Source organism: Streptosporangium sp. NPDC051022 (genome assembly GCF_040683035.1).
Lineage (GTDB): Bacteria > Actinomycetota > Actinomycetes > Streptosporangiales > Streptosporangiaceae > Streptosporangium.
In genome coordinates this window covers 103,602-119,210 of the sequence record NZ_JBFBCF010000007.1, presented here as the reverse complement: position 1 = coordinate 119,210, position 15,609 = coordinate 103,602, and the positions used below count along the sequence as shown (strand labels likewise).

12 protein-coding genes are annotated in these 15,609 nt (G+C 70.0%); 8 read left to right on the top strand and 4 right to left on the bottom strand.

Translation table 11 applies throughout. The annotated features are described in order from the left end of the window. The first annotated feature begins 39 nt into the window (after positions 1-39). From AB0N02_RS15095 to AB0N02_RS15080, 4 genes are all read left to right on the top strand, one after another. The gene (locus tag AB0N02_RS15095; RefSeq protein WP_363946098.1) at positions 40-372 is read left to right on the top strand and encodes a cytidine deaminase; all 333 of its coding nucleotides are present in this window, start codon (positions 40-42) and stop codon (positions 370-372) included. A 17-nt stretch (positions 373-389) separates the two neighbouring features. Next, positions 390-1,310, top strand: coding sequence for a GTPase Era (era, locus tag AB0N02_RS15090; RefSeq protein WP_363946096.1), 921 nt, complete (start codon positions 390-392; stop codon positions 1,308-1,310). Between the two features lie 580 nt (positions 1,311-1,890). After that, positions 1,891-2,994 (top strand): transporter substrate-binding domain-containing protein, encoded by a 1,104-nt coding sequence (locus tag AB0N02_RS15085; RefSeq protein WP_363946094.1) that lies wholly within the window; start codon positions 1,891-1,893, stop codon positions 2,992-2,994. Beyond that, positions 2,991-4,058, top strand: coding sequence for a hypothetical protein (locus AB0N02_RS15080; RefSeq protein WP_363946092.1), 1,068 nt, complete (start codon positions 2,991-2,993; stop codon positions 4,056-4,058). The genes AB0N02_RS15085 and AB0N02_RS15080 overlap by 4 nt, the downstream gene beginning before the upstream one ends. Positions 4,059-4,130: 72 nt before the next feature. Here the strand turns inward: AB0N02_RS15080 and AB0N02_RS15075 are convergent, their stop codons facing one another. Beyond that, positions 4,131-5,120: a GNAT family N-acetyltransferase gene (locus AB0N02_RS15075; RefSeq protein ID WP_363946090.1), complete on the bottom strand. Its 990-nt coding sequence runs from the start codon at positions 5,118-5,120 to the stop codon at positions 4,131-4,133. Positions 5,121-5,250: 130 nt separating this feature from the next. Continuing rightward, positions 5,251-5,496, bottom strand: coding sequence for a DUF2630 family protein (locus AB0N02_RS15070; protein ID WP_363946089.1), 246 nt, complete (start codon positions 5,494-5,496; stop codon positions 5,251-5,253). A 350-nt stretch (positions 5,497-5,846) separates the two neighbouring features. Here AB0N02_RS15070 and leuA point away from each other — a divergent pair, with 350 nt between their 5' ends. Continuing rightward, on the top strand, positions 5,847-7,559 hold the full coding sequence (gene leuA / locus AB0N02_RS15065; RefSeq protein WP_363946087.1) for a 2-isopropylmalate synthase: 1,713 nt from the start codon (positions 5,847-5,849) through the stop codon (positions 7,557-7,559). A 302-nt stretch (positions 7,560-7,861) separates the two neighbouring features. Here leuA and AB0N02_RS15060 read toward each other — a convergent pair whose 3' ends face one another. Next, positions 7,862-8,440, bottom strand: coding sequence for a PadR family transcriptional regulator (locus tag AB0N02_RS15060; protein ID WP_363946085.1), 579 nt, complete (start codon positions 8,438-8,440; stop codon positions 7,862-7,864). A gap of 97 nt (positions 8,441-8,537) precedes the next feature. Between AB0N02_RS15060 and AB0N02_RS15055 the strand changes: the two genes are divergently transcribed. From AB0N02_RS15055 to AB0N02_RS15045, 3 genes are all read left to right on the top strand, one after another. Further along, entirely contained in the window at positions 8,538-9,116 is a 579-nt protein-coding gene (locus AB0N02_RS15055; RefSeq protein ID WP_363946083.1) for a hypothetical protein, read from the top strand. Positions 9,117-9,207: 91 nt separating this feature from the next. Continuing rightward, complete coding sequence (locus AB0N02_RS15050) at positions 9,208-10,542, top strand: carotenoid oxygenase family protein (RefSeq protein ID WP_363946081.1); 1,335 nt, start codon at positions 9,208-9,210, stop codon at positions 10,540-10,542. Positions 10,543-11,002: 460 nt separating this feature from the next. Continuing rightward, a complete protein-coding gene (locus AB0N02_RS15045; RefSeq protein ID WP_363946079.1) occupies positions 11,003-11,956 on the top strand; it encodes a nitroreductase/quinone reductase family protein in 954 nt (317 codons plus the stop codon). A 222-nt stretch (positions 11,957-12,178) separates the two neighbouring features. On the opposite strand, the gene AB0N02_RS15040 is transcribed toward AB0N02_RS15045, so the two are convergent. After that, positions 12,179-15,331: an amidohydrolase family protein gene (locus tag AB0N02_RS15040; RefSeq protein ID WP_363946077.1), complete on the bottom strand. Its 3,153-nt coding sequence runs from the start codon at positions 15,329-15,331 to the stop codon at positions 12,179-12,181. Positions 15,332-15,609 lie beyond the last annotated feature (278 nt).

The window sequence follows — 15,609 nt, the reverse complement described above, 5'->3', positions numbered from 1 at the left end:
TGTTCGCGCTGGATCCCACCGGCTGAATACCCTTGTGCCGTGAGCGAGACGACCCTCGATCCCGAGGACAACAAGATCATCGTGCTGGCCCGTTCCGCCCGCGCCCGTAACGGCGCCGCCGAGGGGGCGGCCGTGCGCGACGAGACCGGCCGGACCTACTCGGCGACCAACGTGGCGCTGCCGTCGCTGACGCTGTCGGCGCTGCAGGTCGCCGTGGCGATGGCCGTGTCCAGTGGAGCCGAGTCCCTGGAGGCGGCGGCGCTGGTCACGGCGGGAGACGGCCCGGCCGAGGCCGACGTGCGGGCCGTGCACGATCTGGGCGGGCAGAGGCTGCTCGTGGCCGGGCCCGATGGGACGTTGCGTCAGAGCTGAGCCCGGCATCGGGGACAATGGTTGGCGTGAGTTCCTCAGCTGCTGATTTCCGTGCCGGTTTCGCCTGCTTCGTCGGCAGGCCCAATGTCGGCAAATCCACGCTGATGAACGCGTTGGTCGGCACGAAGGTGGCGATCACCTCGTCCAAGCCCCAGACCACCCGCAGGGCCATCCGCGGCATCGTCCACCGCCCGGACGCCCAGCTCGTCATCGTCGACACCCCGGGCCTGCACCGGCCCCGTACCCTGCTGGGCGAGCGGCTGGACAGCCTGGTGCTGTCCACCCTCACCGAGGTCGACGTGATCGGCTTCTGCGTGCCCGCGAACGAACCGGTCGGCAAGGGCGACCGGTTCATCGCCGAGAAGCTCGCCGCGGTCAAGAAGACCCCGGTCGTCGCCGTGGTGACCAAGTGCGACCTGGCGACCCGCGAGCAGATCGCGGCACAGCTGCTCGCGGTCTCCCAGCTCGCGGAGTTCACGGACATCGTCCCGGTCTCCGCGGAGTCGGGGGAGCGGCTCGACGTGGTCGCCGACGTGCTGATCGACCGGCTTCCCGAGAGCCCGCCGCTGTACGAAGGGGGGCAGCTCACCGACGAGCCCGAGCAGGTGCTGGTGGGCGAGCTGATCCGCGAGGCGGCGCTGGAGGGCGTCCGGGACGAGCTGCCGCACTCGATCGCGGTCGTCGTCGACGAGATGCTGCCCCGGGAGGGCCGTGACGACCTGCTCGACATCTACGCGCACATGTTCGTCGAGCGTCCATCGCAGAAGGCCATCGTGATCGGGCACAAGGGCACCCGCCTCAAGGAGGTCGGCAGCCAGGCTCGCAGGCAGATCGAGGCGCTGCTCGGCACCCGGGTCTATCTCGACCTGCGCATCAGCGTCGCCAAGGACTGGCAGCGCGACCCCAAGCAGCTGCGCCGGCTGGGCTTCTACGACTGAGCGGGCCGGGGGCGTCGCCTCTCCGCGCCAGGACGCCGGGAGCGCGGGACGGCGTGAGGCGGCCCTGGTGGGACACGCCGCCCGGCGGCTTCCGGTTGCCCACCACGCCGTTGCCGTAGGTGAGGCACGGTTGCGCGTTCCCGTTGCAGTCGTCCGAGTGGTCCGTTTTCGCATTGGAGACCACTTCCCGGTCGGTGAGTCGTCGGCCACCGTGCAGTCATCAGCTCCCTCCCGGGGTTTTGCCGCGTGTCCGATACGGCGCGACGTGCAGATGTTCGAATGCGGGGTCCATGGGCCGGAGGGGAAATTCAAAGAACGCGCCGGGGAGGCGGTGACCTGCGCTGACGGCTCAGATCGGCAGGGGGTGGGCGGGTTTCCGTGTGCTTGGAATGCGGCTGGTGGGATGGTTTTGGTGAGCCTTATCGATATTTGCGGTTGTCGTTGTTAAATGTCCGGAAAGATGCTTCGGGGCTCCTGTGGGGAAATCGGAGCGCCTCCGTTTGATCTCGTCTTGGTGAAGACATTCCCGTTTGCGGGGACCCCGGCGTAGCCTTCGGGCAAAGAGGAGGTCAGGGGCGCTGTGACCGAAGAACCCGAGGGCGGGGAGACGCAGGCCGAGGACCAGCGGCCTGACGCGGAGGAGCGTGGGCCGCAGCCCGATCAGCCGGAGCCCGACCCGCCGTCGGCTGACCCGCCGTTCGGGCGGGGACGGTCCCGGCGCGTGAGACGACTCCGGCTCTCCGCGTGGATCGCCCTGGTCCTGGCGGCCGTCGTGGTCGTCACGTCGGTCCTGTGGGTCAACGGGCCGCCGACCGAGGACGAGCTGCGGGAGCAGGCTGGGCTGTTCGGCAAGGAAACGCTCAGGATCGGCGTCAAGGACGACACTCCGGGCGTCGCACTCCGGGACCGGAAGTCCGGCGTTTTCACGGGGTTCGACATCGAGATCGCCTACATGATCGCCACCTATCTGGGCTACACGCGGGAAAAGGTCGTCTTCGTGCCCATCGAGACGGAGGACAGGGCGCGCATGGGGGCCTCGGACCCCGATGGCAAGGTCGACCTGGTGGTCGCGACCTTCAGCTCGACGGAGGCCCGGAGGAAAGACCCCTCCGTCGGCCTCTCGACGCCCTATTTCAGCACCGAGCAGTCCGTGGTGACCAGGTCCGGCCACCCGAAGGTCACCTCCCTGGAGCAGCTCGCGGGCAAGAAGGTCTGCACGCTCGGCACCTCGACCTCGGAGGCCGAGCTGGAGAAGGCGACGAAGGCGATCGTCACCGGCGTGAACCGGATCAGCGAGTGCATAGACGGTCTGAAGAACGGCGACTACGACGCGGTGACGACCGACGCGGCCCTCCTGGCCGGATTCGTCGTCGAATCGCGCAAGGACCCAGACAAGCGCAAGTGGCTCGTGCACCACGACATCGCCCTGGAGAAGAACGAGATGTGGGCGGTGAACGCGGGACCGAACAAGGCGTTGCGCACCCTGGTCGAGATCGCGCTCTACCAGTCGTACGCCGACCCGAAGAACCAGAGGTGGGAGCGGGCCTTCGACCGCTACATCCGCCCGATGATGTCGGTCGGCAGCGGCGTGGCCCAGACTGACCAGCCGTGCGTGCCGCCCCCGCAGGTGCGCAGGTGGCCGTGGCAGCGGGCCCTCTCCGTCGACAACTGCCTCTCCCCGTGAAGCGTGCCCGGCGCGTCAAGGCCGCGCCGCGCAACCAGGAGTGGCTGCTCACGCTCCTGCCGGTGTTCCCCCTCGTCCTGCTGGTGGTGCGGCTGTGGTACGCCAGCAGGCAGGACACCCAGACGCTGCTCCTGCTCCTGCAGAGCATCAGCCCGCTCGGCCTGCTCAGCGTCGCCCTGCTGACGGCCCTGTGGGTCGTGCCCGCCCTCGTCCTGGTCTGCAAGGTGCTCGGCACCCTCTACTGGATCAGCGCGCGCCGCTCCTCCTGGCTGGTGCGAGCCGCCGAACGGCTCCCCGGCTGGGTGGTGATCCTGGCCGTCCTGGTCGGCCTGTTCTCCTGGCAGCTGCGCTTCCTGCCGACACTGATGATGCTGGCGCTGGCCGCCGGGGGACTGATGGTCAGGGACCGTTTCCCCCACCACGAGGAGCTGCGCACCGCGTTCTGCTATGCGCTGCCCACGATGGTCGCGATCCTTGCCTACGTGGCGCTGTGGCCCGCCGTCGCCGCCGCGCTGGCCGCGTACGACGTGGCGACCGTGCTTCTCCTGACACTCCCGCCGGGAACGGCGATCCTGCTGACCGGTCCGGTCCCCGAGGCTCCCGCCAGGATGCTCACCCACGGCATCGCCGTCGCGCTCGCGGTTTTCGCGCCGTTCCTGGTTGGTGTGTCCGTGATGCGCGCGCCGATCCTGCCGCTGACCGCCCTGCAGGTGGAGGAGAACGGGTCGCCCCGGGTGCTCGTCGGCTATCTGGTCGCGAGCGACGACCAGATGTTCACCGTTCTGGGGCGTGACGGCGCCGTGAGCTTCATCTCGAACGGCATGCTCCAGTCCAGGGTGCTGTGCCCGGACCCCGGCGAGGTGCCCCGGACCCCGGTGAACCTGCACGGCTGGTACGTCGAGCAGAACGTGGCCTCCTGGCTCGCGCCGACCCGTCCGGTGCTGGCGCCCGACCCACGCTGCCGGGGGCGGTCCGTCAGTGATCCGGAGACCAGGGGGGGAGCACCCGGACGGCATGAGGGGGCGGGGCAGGGAGGCGCTACGGGAGGGCGGCAGGGAAGGTGACGGAGGTGAGACGGCACGGGAGGGCGGCCGGGGACGTGAGGCGGTGCCGCGCCGGCCGTCTCCGGAAAGCCGTCAGAGCCGTAGCTGCCAGTGGTGCCACCGGTCGAGGGGCCGGAACCCCATGAGCTCGTTGATCGCCACCATGTGCGTGTTGGAGTCGGCGTTCCTGGTGACGACGTACCGGATCGAGGGGTCGCGCTCCTGGAACCAGGAGGTGTTCTCGATCTTCATCAGCAGGCCGAGCCGGTGGCCCCGGTGGGCCGCGAGCACCGTGGTGTCCCCCTGGTGGCTCCAGCCTCGCGGTTCCTCGGCGTCGACGTGGATCTGGGTGTAGCCGGCGGGTTCGCCGGTCTCCACGTGCCGCGCGATCGTCGTGTACGCCAGCAGTCCGGCGTCCCGGATGGCCTCCTCCGAGGCGACATAGCGGTCGGCGTCCCACCGCACCCCCTCGATCTCGAGGCCGTCCTGCGGGGCGTCGTTCATCCCCTCCATCAGCCGGACCATGTCGGGGACCAGCTCCGGGGGCGTCGGGCCCGTCCAGCGCTCCAGCCGGTAGTCCCGGGCCCGCCGTACGGCCTCCGCCCGCGCCCCGGCGAGGGCGGGCCGGTCGGCGGCGTGCAGATCCAGCGCCGCGCGGGTGTCGACCATCCCGAGCTTCGCCCCGGCGGCCTCGGCGAACGCGGAGACGGCCACCTCGGCGGGGCCGGTGATGCGGATCGTCCGGCGCCCGTGCTCGCGAGCCCGCCGCCCGGCGTGCGCCAGCAGCGCCGACCCCGTCCCGCGCCGCCGATGGCCGGGGTGGACCACGAAGAAACGCAGGCTGCAGCCGTGGACGTTGTCTCTGGTCGGGAGGTGGAGGGAGTAGCCGCCGAGGACGTGGCCCGCCTCCTCGGCGACCCACGCCTCCATGAGGTTGTCCGCCCAGCCGCGCTCCACCATCACGGTGAAGCGCCGCAGGCCGAGCCAGAAGCCGGGCCTGCTCTCCTCGGAGGCGAGGTGGGCCGCGTGCCACTGCGCCAGCCGGTCACCGGGGTCGGTGAAGTCGATCCGCTCGATTCGCATGCCCCAAGGAGAACCCGGAGAGGCCCCGTACGGCGAGTGTTTTACCGTGGCCGACCACCGTGTCGACCACCGTGTCGACCACCGTGCCGACCATTGTGCCGATCACCGTGCCGATCATCGTGGCCGTCCGCTACTGGCGGTACTCCTCGACCTCCGGGATCGGGCGCGGTGCTGCCGAGTCGGGGTCCTCTCCGAACTCCCTGCGCGCCCTGCGCTGTCTGAGCAGGTCCCAGGCCTGGTCGAGGGCCTCCTCCAGCTCCTTGATCCGGTTGTTCTCCTCGTGTGAGGAGATCGATCCGGAGGCCAGCCGCTGGCGAAGACCGTGCTCCTCGGCGATCAGCTCGTGGATGTGGGTGAGAATGTCGCCATCCTTCATTTCGTCCCCCTGTCATCGGCGGTAGCGCCACTGTAACCCGTGACGGAAGGTGGGGATCGACCGCTCAGGTGGGGAGAGAGACCGGTCCGAACCGCCCGGGCGGGCGGGTGCGGGCGGGTTCCCTCCGGGCCTCTGGAGGGGCCCTGGAGCCGCGACTGCCCCGTGATCCGCGGCGTTTCGCGATGTGAGACCGATTCTCGGGCATTCGGAGCCGTCTGCTAACGTGCTAGGCATGCTGCGCGTGCTGCTTCTTAGCTGCCGCGACGAGGGCCTGTAAGAGGTCGGCCCCCTCGTCGCGGAGCTAGCCATGCGTGTCGGCCGCGATTGTTTTCCCGATCGAGGAGCCTTTCATGTATCCGCAGCAGCAGCCCAGCCCCATGCCCTTCAAGCGCTACGAATCCTTCGCCCCGGTGCGTCTGGACGATCGCACCTGGCCCGGCCAGGTCATCGACCGGGCTCCCCGGTGGTGCGCGGTCGACCTGCGCGACGGCAACCAGGCGCTGATCGACCCGATGGACTCCCACCGCAAGCTCAAGATGTTCGAGCTGCTGGTGCGGTTGGGCTACAAGGAGATCGAGGTAGGGTTCCCGGCCGCGTCGCAGACCGACTTCGACTTCGTCCGGCAGATCATCGAGGAGGACCGGATCCCCGATGACGTGGTGATCCAGGTCCTGACCCAGGCCAGGGCCGAGCTGATCGAGCGGACCTTCGAGTCGCTGCGCGGCGCCAAGCAGGCCATCGTCCACCTGTACAACTCCACCTCGACGCTGCAGCGCCGGGTCGTCTTCGGCCAGGACCGGGAGGGCATCACCGCGATCGCGGTCGAGGGCGCCAAACTGTGCAAGAAGCTGGCCGCCGAGATGGAGGGCACGGAGATCTACTTCCAGTACTCCCCGGAGTCCTTCACCGGGACCGAGCTGGAGTACGCCGTGGAGGTCTGCGACGCCGTCAACGACGTCTGGCAGCCGACCCCCGACCGCAAGGTCATCGTCAACCTGCCCGCCACGGTCGAGATGGCCACGCCCAACGTCTACGCCGACCAGATCGAGTGGATGCACCGCAACCTGGCCTACCGCGACTCGATCATCCTGTCCCTGCACCCGCACAACGACCGGGGCACCGCCGTGGCCGCCGCTGAACTGGGCTACATGGCCGGGGCCGACCGCATCGAGGGCTGCCTGTTCGGCAACGGGGAGCGCACCGGCAACGTGTGCCTGGTCACGCTGGGCATGAACCTGTTCTCCCAGGGCATCGACCCGGAGGTCGACTTCTCCGACATCGACGAGATCCGCCGGGTCACCGAGTACTGCAACCAGCTGCCCGTCCACCCGCGTCACCCCTGGGGCGGCGAGCTGGTCTACACGGCCTTCTCCGGCTCCCACCAGGACGCCATCAAGAAGGGCCTGGAGCACCTGGAGCGCGACGCGACCGCCGCGGGCGTCCCGGTGGACGACTTCACCTGGGCGGTGCCGTACCTCCCGATCGACCCCAAGGACATCGGCCGCACCTACGAGGCGGTCATCCGGGTCAACAGCCAGTCGGGCAAGGGCGGGGTCGCCTACATCATGAAGGCCGACCACCACCTGGACCTGCCGCGCCGCCTGCAGATCGAGTTCTCCCGCGTCGTCCAGGCCCGCACCGACGAGCTCGGCGGCGAGGTGAGCCCGGGTCAGATGTGGGAGGTCTTCACCGACGAGTACCTCCCGAACCCGGCGAGCCCGTGGGGGCGCCTGGGCCTGCTGGCCCACCGCACCGTCTCCCGGGGGGACGACAAGGACGCCATCGGCGCCGACCTGCGCGTCGACGGTGAGATCCGCGAGATCGAGGGTGTCGGCAACGGCCCCATCTCCGCCTTCTGCGACGCCCTGGCCGGGATCGGCGTCCAGGTCCGCGTCCTGGACTACGCCGAGCACGCGATGAGCGCGGGCACCGACGCCAAGGCCGCCTCCTACATCGAGTGCGAGGTGGCGGGACAGTCGCTGTGGGGCGTCGGCATCGACGCCAACACCACGACCGCCTCCCTGAAGGCCATCATCTCCGCCGTCAACCGCGCCACCCGCTAGGTACGGCTCCGCCGTCCCCGCCACCCGCGGGGGCGGTCAGGCGCGGCCCGGTACGACCTGCCGGCAGCGCGCCCGACGACCCGCCCACAAGACGGACATGTCCCGCACCCGACCGCGCCCGTCGCGAAACCACGCGAGGCGCGGTCGAGTCATGTCCGGAGCCGGTCCGTTCCCCCGAAGGACCCTTCGAAGGGCGACGGAGAAATCTTGAAGGGCGACGGGGAAAACGGCTGGGCGCGGGACCCGCACCGCCCGGGACGGCGTGAGCGGGGCGGCGCGGACACGGGGGTGCCCACCGGGGGCTACGTCTCCCGCGTACACGCGGGTGTGCTCCCCGGCGGCTGTGTCCCCGGCGTGGATCCGGCGTGCTCCACGATCTCGGTTTCGGCCCAGCGTGCCCACTCGCTCAGCAGGGCGCTGCCCCGCAGCCCCCACTCCAGGGCGATCATGCCGTACACCGACAGGGCGTCCTTTCCCTGCCCCACGACCTCCTTCAGCCTGCTCAGCTGTTCTTGCTCCCGCTCCGCGTTCTCCGCCAGTCCCCGCATGTAGGCGCGTGCCTGTTCGGGGCTGAGCTGGTTGAGGAAGAAGACGCGCAGGAGCATCTCGCTGCGCCTGGGGTGGGAGGGGGAGGGCTCCGTCAGCCAGCGGCGGAGTTCGGTGAGCCCGGCCTCGGTGATGGCGTACTCCTTGCGGCCGCGCGGCCCTTCGGCGGTCACCTCGATGAGCCCCGCGTCGGCCAGGCGGCCCAGTTCCGCGTAGAGCTGGCTCTGCGTGGCGGTCCACACGTTGGCCAGTGAGACATCGAAGGTCTTCAGAAGGTCGTAGCCGCTCGCCGGTCCGTCGCTGAGCAGCCCCAGCATCGCGTGTTTGAGGCTCATGCAGCACATCCTATATTCCTCTGTTGACATGTCTAGCTAGGAGGGTCTACCTTCGACATGTCTACACAGGAACGTCAAGCGCTGAAGAGGGCCAGTCATGATCCGCAGTCTCCTCGGGTTCCTCCCCTGGATCGTCTACGCCGTCATCGCCACCGGTGACAACTGGCGCTACGGCGCGCTCGCCGGACTGGTGATAGCGCTCGGTGTGGTCGCCGTCGACCGTCGCACGGGCAAGGAATGGGACCAGATGGTGATCGAGTCCAGCGCGGTGGTGTTCTTCGCCGTGATCGCCGTGATCTCCTTCGTGGACCCCGACTCCCCGCTCACGCCGTACGGCCCGGCCCTCGTCAACGCCTGGCTGGCGGTCACCGCCTGGGGATCGCTGGCCATCCGCAAGCCCTTCACCCTCGGCATCGCCCGGAGCATGGCGCCGGAGACGGTCTGGCGGACCCCGCAGTTCTACCGGGTCAACGCCATCATCACCTCGGTGTGGGGCGCCGCCTTCACGATCGCCGCCGTCTCGCTGGCCCTGCTGCTGTACGTCGCCCCGCACGCCACCGCCGCCGTCATCACGATCAAGATCGTCACCTTCGTGCTGCCCGCGATCTTCACCGCCCGCTACCCCAAGATCGCCGCCGCCCGCTTCCGGGCACAGGTCGCCGCCGAGGACGCCTGACCGCCCGTGACACCGCCCGGCCGTCGGCCGGGCGATCTCCTCTCGTCTTCCGCCGAATCCCGCAGGATTCACCGACCCATTGGAGCACCCAGTGACCACCGCCCCGGAAACCTCCGAGCCCTCCGCGGTCCCGGCCTACCTCGCCGGCGACCTCGCCCCCGTCCCCGACGAGATCGGCGCGGTCGACCTGCCGGTCACCGGAACCCTGCCGCCCGAGCTGACCGGGCGCTACTTCCGCAACGGCCCCAACCCGCTGCCCGGCCAGGACCCCGGCCACTGGTTCGCCGGGCCCGGGATGATCCACGGCCTGCGCCTGCGCGACGGCCGCGCCGAGTGGTACCGCAACCGCTGGGTGCGCACCCGCTCCTTCACCGAGGGCGCCCGCCTCGTCAACGACGGGGGTGAGCTCGACCGGACCGCCGTCAGCGCCAACACCTCGATCATCCGGCACGCCGACCGGATCCTCGCGCTCGTCGAGAGCGGTTTCCCCTACGAGATGACACCCGAGCTGGACACGGTCGGGCCGTGCGACTTCGGCGGCCGGCTGACCACCGCGATGACCGCGCACCCCAAGCGGGACCCGGCCACCGGCGAACTGCACTTCTTCGGCTACGGCTTCTTCGCCCCCTACCTGACCTACCACCGCCTGTCCGCGGCCGGAGAGCTGGTGGAGAGCCGGGTCGTGGACGTCCCCGGGCCGACGATGATCCACGACTTCGCGATCACCGAGAACCACGTCGTCTGGCTCGACCTGCCGGCCGTCTTCGACATGAACATGGTCGGCAGCGGCTTGCCGTTCCGCTGGGACGACGCCTACGGCGCCAGGCTCGGCGTGATGGACCGCGCGGGGCGGACGACCTGGTTCGACGTCGACCCGTGCTACGTCTTCCACGTCGGCAACGCCTGCGAGGACGCCTCGGGGCGCGTGGTGCTCGACGCGGTCCGCTACTCCCGGGAGTCCTTCACCGCCATCTGGGGCTCCATCAGCGGTAGCGCCAACCCCGCAGCCGAGACCGGGGGAGCGGTGCTGCACCGCTGGGTGCTCGACCCGGCGACCGGCACGGTCACGGAGGAGCAGCGCGACGACCGCGCGGTCGAGTTCCCCACGTTCAACGACGACCTGCTGGGCCGGGCCGGCCGCCTGCTGTACACCGTCTCCAAAGACGCGATCGTGAAGTACGACACCGAGACCGGCACCGGACAGGTCAAGGACGTCGGCGGACGGCCCGGCGAGGCGATCTTCGTGCCCGCGGCCGGTTCCGGGGCCGAGGACGACGGCTGGCTGCTGTCGATCGTCACCGACCACTCGGGCGACGGCTCCCAGCTGCTCGTCCTGGACGCCGCCACCCTGGACTTCACCGCCTCGGTCCGGCTTCCCCGCCGCGTCCCGGCCGGTTTCCACGGCACCTGGCTGCCCGACCTCTGAGCCGGGAACCACTCCTCGTCGCCGGTGTGATCGCTTCTCGGCGGTGAGGCGCGAAACGAACGACGTCCACGTCGCCCACGGGCTCCGCTGAACCCGACGGGGCCGACGGGGCCTACGGGGGCCGGGGGGAGCGGGACGAGGAGCCCGCTCCCCCCGTCGGACGTCCGGCCGGGGGCGCCCGCGTCGCACGCGGGCGCCCCCGGGCATTCGCTCTAAGGTGATGTGGCTCGATCAGCGGGGATGGTGTTAGGCTCCGGCTGAGCCCCGTATGGGCCTACGCATGGAGGTAGCGGCTACTCAGCCATTACAGAGGTCGGCACGTTCCGTCTCTCGCAGCCCGTCGATCCCTGTCCTGGGATTGCTGCGCCCATCTTCACTGCGTAAGCATGCGGGGTGTTTCTGTGTCGACTTCCGGTGGCGTGGCCCTTCTCCGTGAGCAATCGACACGGAAAGGCAGTACATGAGCGAAGAACAGGCCGAGGCCTGGGAAGCATCGGCCAACACCTGGGTGGGCCTCGACGTCAACGAGTTCCAGCGGCAGGTCATCGCCGAGTTTCGTGCGAACAGCGGGAAGATGAGCGGCATGTTCGAGGGCTGGGCACTGGCCGTGCTGACGACCGTCGGAGCCAAGAGCGGCCTGCGCCGGGAGAGCATCCTGGGGTACCTCGAATTCGCCGGAAAAGGGATCGTCGTCGCCTCCTCGAACGGCTCCGACAAGCATCCCGCGTGGTATCACAACATCCGCAAGAACCCGATCGTGACGGTCGAGACGGGTACCGACACCTATCAGGCGATCGCCGCCATCCCGCAGGCCCAGGAGCGTGACAAGCTCTTCGACCGCGTGATCGCCGAGGCGCCGGGGTACGCCGACCACCAGGCCAAGACGACCCGGGAGATCCCGGTCGTGGTACTGCATCGGATCGGCCCCAAGCCCGGCGAGGAGCGGGTCAGGGGCCTGGGCGACTGGATCGTCGAGGTGCACGACTGGTTGCGCAAGGAGCTCGAAACGCTCCGTACCCAGGTGGATCAGGTGGCCGAGGGCGGCGCAGACACGATCGAGCGGACTCGGCCGGACCTCGCCCAGCAGATGCGCGCCCACTGCCTCAACTTCTGCGGGGCGCTGAAGAGGCATCACGGCGGCGAAGACATGGCCGTGTTCCCGATGCTGGCCGAGCAGTTCCCCGCACTCGCTCCGGCGCTGGCGCAGCTCGGCGAGGAGCACAAGGTGGTGGCGCGGCTGCAGGAGGACATCCAGCGGCTCGTCGACGGCTTCGTACCCGGTGAGACCGACCCCGTGCGGTTGCGCGCCGACCTGGAGCGGCTGGCGAACCAGCTGGAGTCCCACTTCGGATACGAGGAGGAGACGATCGTGACGGCGCTCAACGCCACGGCCCTGGCTCCCGACCTCGGCTGATCGTCCACCGGCACCCCCGGGCCGATCCCTTCCTCGGCCCGGGGGTGCCCACTGCGCGCCGGGCACCGGGTAGCCGGGCACCGGGTACCGGCATGCCGCGGCCCGGAAATCCCGGTTCCGTCCTCCCCCGATGACAGGCGTTGAGTTGTCCTCGAGCGGGGGTCGCCCAACCGTGGGGAGGGGGCGAAACCCGAAAATCCAGATCTCAGCCAGGAACGGGTCCTAGTGGTCGTGGCCGCAGGAGAGGCGGGCCTTCTCCAGTTCGTCGGGGTGGTTCCACCAGAAGTCCGCGGTGTTCGGGTGGACGGGGACCCGGGCCCTGACCCTGCTCCTGAGGCCGTCCCTGACCGCCGGGGCGGTGGACGCGGGCTGGTCGGTGGTCGTGGAGGACGGGTACGGCGCGAGCAACCGCTCGACCGTGTGGTGTCTCCCGCCGACGACGACGGCGGTGACGTTCGCGGCGTCCTCGATCCGGGACAGCGGGTCGCCGTCGACGATGGCCAGATCGGCGTACATGCCCTTGCCGATCCTGCCCAGCGGCAGGCCGAGGTAGGCCCCCGGCGTGCTGGTCGCGGTGGTCAGCGTCTCCAGCGGGGTCAGGCCGTACCTGACCATGGCCCGCAGGTTCATGTGCAGGCTGACCGCGAGGTGGTCGATCGGCGCGTCGGTGCCGGCGGTGACGACGCCCCCGCCGCGGATCATCGCCGTGAGCTGCGCGACCTGGCCGGCCAGGTTCGCCCGGGCCGCCGTCTGGTCGGTGGCCCGCGCGGCCTCGACGGACGCCTTCAGCTTCGCCATCCGCCAGTTCGGGTAGAGCCGGCGGACCCGCTCGTCGGTGACCAGCGAGGTGTCCTCCCGGTAGAGGGTGACGGAGCCGAACAGGGTGGGGGTCCGGGCCATCTTCGAGGCGTTGAACATGGAGATGACGTCCGAGTAGGCGGAGCCGACATTGGTGACGGTACGGGAGTAGCCGAACCTGTTGGTCGCGCCGACGTGCTCGGTGCCGTCCCCGCCCATCGCGATCGCCGGATAGTGGTAGTGGGACGTCACCGGTTTGCCGTTGCGGTGGGCCCAGGCGATGACCTCCCGGTGCCAGACGACGGGCAGCCGCACGTAGCACTTCAGCAGGTCGTAGTCGAGACGGGCGGCCCGTTCGAGTTCGAGCCGCAGCTGCAGGGGGGAGAACGTCGGGCGCATGAAGTTGTAGTAGATGCGCGGCCCGTCGACGGCCTCACCGGTGCCCAGGTAACGCGGCGCGAGCCGGGCACCCGACTGGACCGACTCCCGCTCCTCGACCATGTGGTACGCCGGGGAGCCGGGGGAGCGGGTCGTCGTGACACCGAGCGCGAGCCACAGCGGCCCCTGCCGGGACCCGTAGGCGTAGCCCTGCATCTCGCGGTGGTGGTGGATGTCGATCAGGCCCGGCATGACGAACCTGTCCCGGGCGTCGACGACGGTACCGGGCCGCCCGTCCCGGTGCGGCTCGATCGCGGTGATGCGCTGGCCGCGCACGATGATGTCGACGTCGCGGGCCACGGTCGCGGAGACGCCGTCCCACATGCGGCCGGCGTGGACGACGATCTGGTCGGCGCCGGGGTCGTTGCGCCAGGACAGCCGGACCGGGACGGTCCGGACGGACCCGCCGTCGACGCGGACGGTCTTCAGCCGCCCGCCGTTGAGGTAGAGCAGGGTGGCGGAGTCGCCGGCCCAGACCGGGGCGTCGGACAGCTCCCGGGTGACCTGGCGGGCGGGGCCCGTGGGCCGTCCGGTCCCGTCGACCGGCAGGACCCACACGAGCGACTCCATGGCGAAGGCGAGCATGCTGCCGTCCGGCGACCACACGGGACCGTCGTCGCCGCGGGTCTGCAGGGACCGGTGCGGAGCCGGGTCGACGTAGGTGCCGGCGCCCGTCGCCCGGTCGACGAGGAGGATCTTGGACAGGCCCTCGCGGTAACGCCGCGAGTACGGCACGATCGCCGCCAGCGCGATCGTCCTGCCGTCCGGTGACCAGGTCGGCCTGCCCGGTTCGAAGGTCGCGTCGAAGACCTTCTGGACCTCTCCGGTGGCGACGTCCGCGACCCACAGCGCGCCGTCCTGGTCCAGGTAGGCGATCTCCTTGCCGTCCGGTGACCACCGGACCGACAGAGCGGCGGAGTCCGACAGATGGGTCAGCTGCCGATCGGTGCCGGTGGCGAGGTCGCGGACCCAGACGTTGAGGGTGCCGGTGCGGTCGGTGACGAACGCCAGCCGCCGCCCGTCCGGGGAGAAGTCGGGGTCGGCCTTCCACCACCGGTCGCGGAACAGCGGGACCGGTTCGTGCCCGATGCGCATCAGGTAGATGTCGTTGAGGGCGCGGAAGGCGACGGTGGAGCCGTCCGGGGAGACGACCGGGCTTCCGATGCCGTTGACCGGGAACGAACCGGGCGCGTCGAACACGCGGACGCTCTTGGTGTACTTCGGGGTCCTCGTGGTGAGCGCGGCGGTGAAGCCGACCGTTCCGGAGGAGGTGGAGCCGAGGCGGCGGGTCCGGACGGTGCCCGCGGAGGTGTAGAAGTAACGCCCGTCCGGGGTGAAGGCGGCCCTGAAGGGGAAGACCTCCTCGCCGGTGACGAGCGTTCCGGAGGTGCAGGCCAGCTCGTTGGCGCCGTCGTGGAAGAGGTGGTAGGCGATGTCGGCCCCGTTCGGCGTCCAGGACGGCTGGTGGATGACCTGACCGGCGGGAACGGTGACCACGGTGCTGCGGGCGCCCGTGGTCACGTCCACGACGTCCACCCTGGTGTCGGCGACGACGAACGCGATCTTCCTCCCGTCGGGGGACCAGGCCGGTTCGTACTCCTCGGCGGAGGTGTCGGTCAGCGCGCGCGTCGCGCCGGTGGCGACGTCGAGCAGGTGGACGCCGTAGCTTCCACCGGCGTCCGACGAGTAGGCGATGGTGCGCCCGTCCGGGCTGTAGCGGGGCTCGCGGTGGTCGAACGGCCCCGTGGTCAGCTGCTTGATCGCCGACCCGTCGGGGCGGATCGTCCACAGGTTGAAGCAACCGTCACGGTAGGACTGGAACACGATGGTGGACCCGTCCGGGGACCAGTCGGGCTGGGCGATGTCGTACAGGTCGCCGGTGAGCCGGCGGGCGGTGCCGCCGGAGGAGGAACAGACCCACAGGACACCGAGCATGTCGAGCGCGAGTGTGCGGCCGTCGGGGGAGACCGCGACGGCGAAGTCGGTCCCGGAGGTGACGGAGGTGGTGTCGTCGTCGGTTCCGTCGGCTTGGGCCCGCGTGGCGGTGGCGGGGACGAGTGCGGCGGCGAGAGCCGCTCCGGCACCGGCCAGGACCGTTCGACGAGAGGGGAGGGGGATATCGGGGGAGGTGGAGCTCATCGCGACTTTTCTCCTACGTTGCACGTTTCGAGCGGAACGCAATGACCTCTTGAATCATGACCTCGAAACCGGCGTACCGCAGGGCCGATCGGCACTCCGTGCGGTGAGCGGCCACCGATCGCCGCCCAGCGCCGGAAGGAGCGTGTCGAACGGCGGCACCCGGCTGTCCGGCCTCTGAGCCGGGAGTCGTTCGGTCGCCGCCGGTGTGACCGTCTCTCCGATGGAAGACCTGCCAGGCCTTCACCATCATGATCACAGGTCGGAGAAAAGATCGACTC

Bases quoted from the DNA above. Each gene is read 5' to 3' on its own strand.
- era (WP_363946096.1), top strand. From the start codon at position 390: ATGGTTGGCGTGAGTTCCTCAGCTGCTGATTTCCGTGCCGGTTTCGCC.
- AB0N02_RS15075 (WP_363946090.1), bottom strand. From the start codon at position 5,120: ATGCGAATCGAGCGGATCGACTTCACCGACCCCGGTGACCGGCTGGCG.
- AB0N02_RS15070 (WP_363946089.1), bottom strand. From the start codon at position 5,496: ATGAAGGATGGCGACATTCTCACCCACATCCACGAGCTGATCGCCGAG.
- leuA (WP_363946087.1), top strand. From the start codon at position 5,847: ATGTATCCGCAGCAGCAGCCCAGCCCCATGCCCTTCAAGCGCTACGAA.
- AB0N02_RS15060 (WP_363946085.1), bottom strand. From the start codon at position 8,440: ATGAGCCTCAAACACGCGATGCTGGGGCTGCTCAGCGACGGACCGGCG.
- AB0N02_RS15055 (WP_363946083.1), top strand. From the start codon at position 8,538: ATGATCCGCAGTCTCCTCGGGTTCCTCCCCTGGATCGTCTACGCCGTC.
- AB0N02_RS15045 (WP_363946079.1), top strand. From the start codon at position 11,003: ATGAGCGAAGAACAGGCCGAGGCCTGGGAAGCATCGGCCAACACCTGG.
- AB0N02_RS15040 (WP_363946077.1), bottom strand. From the start codon at position 15,331: ATGAGCTCCACCTCCCCCGATATCCCCCTCCCCTCTCGTCGAACGGTC.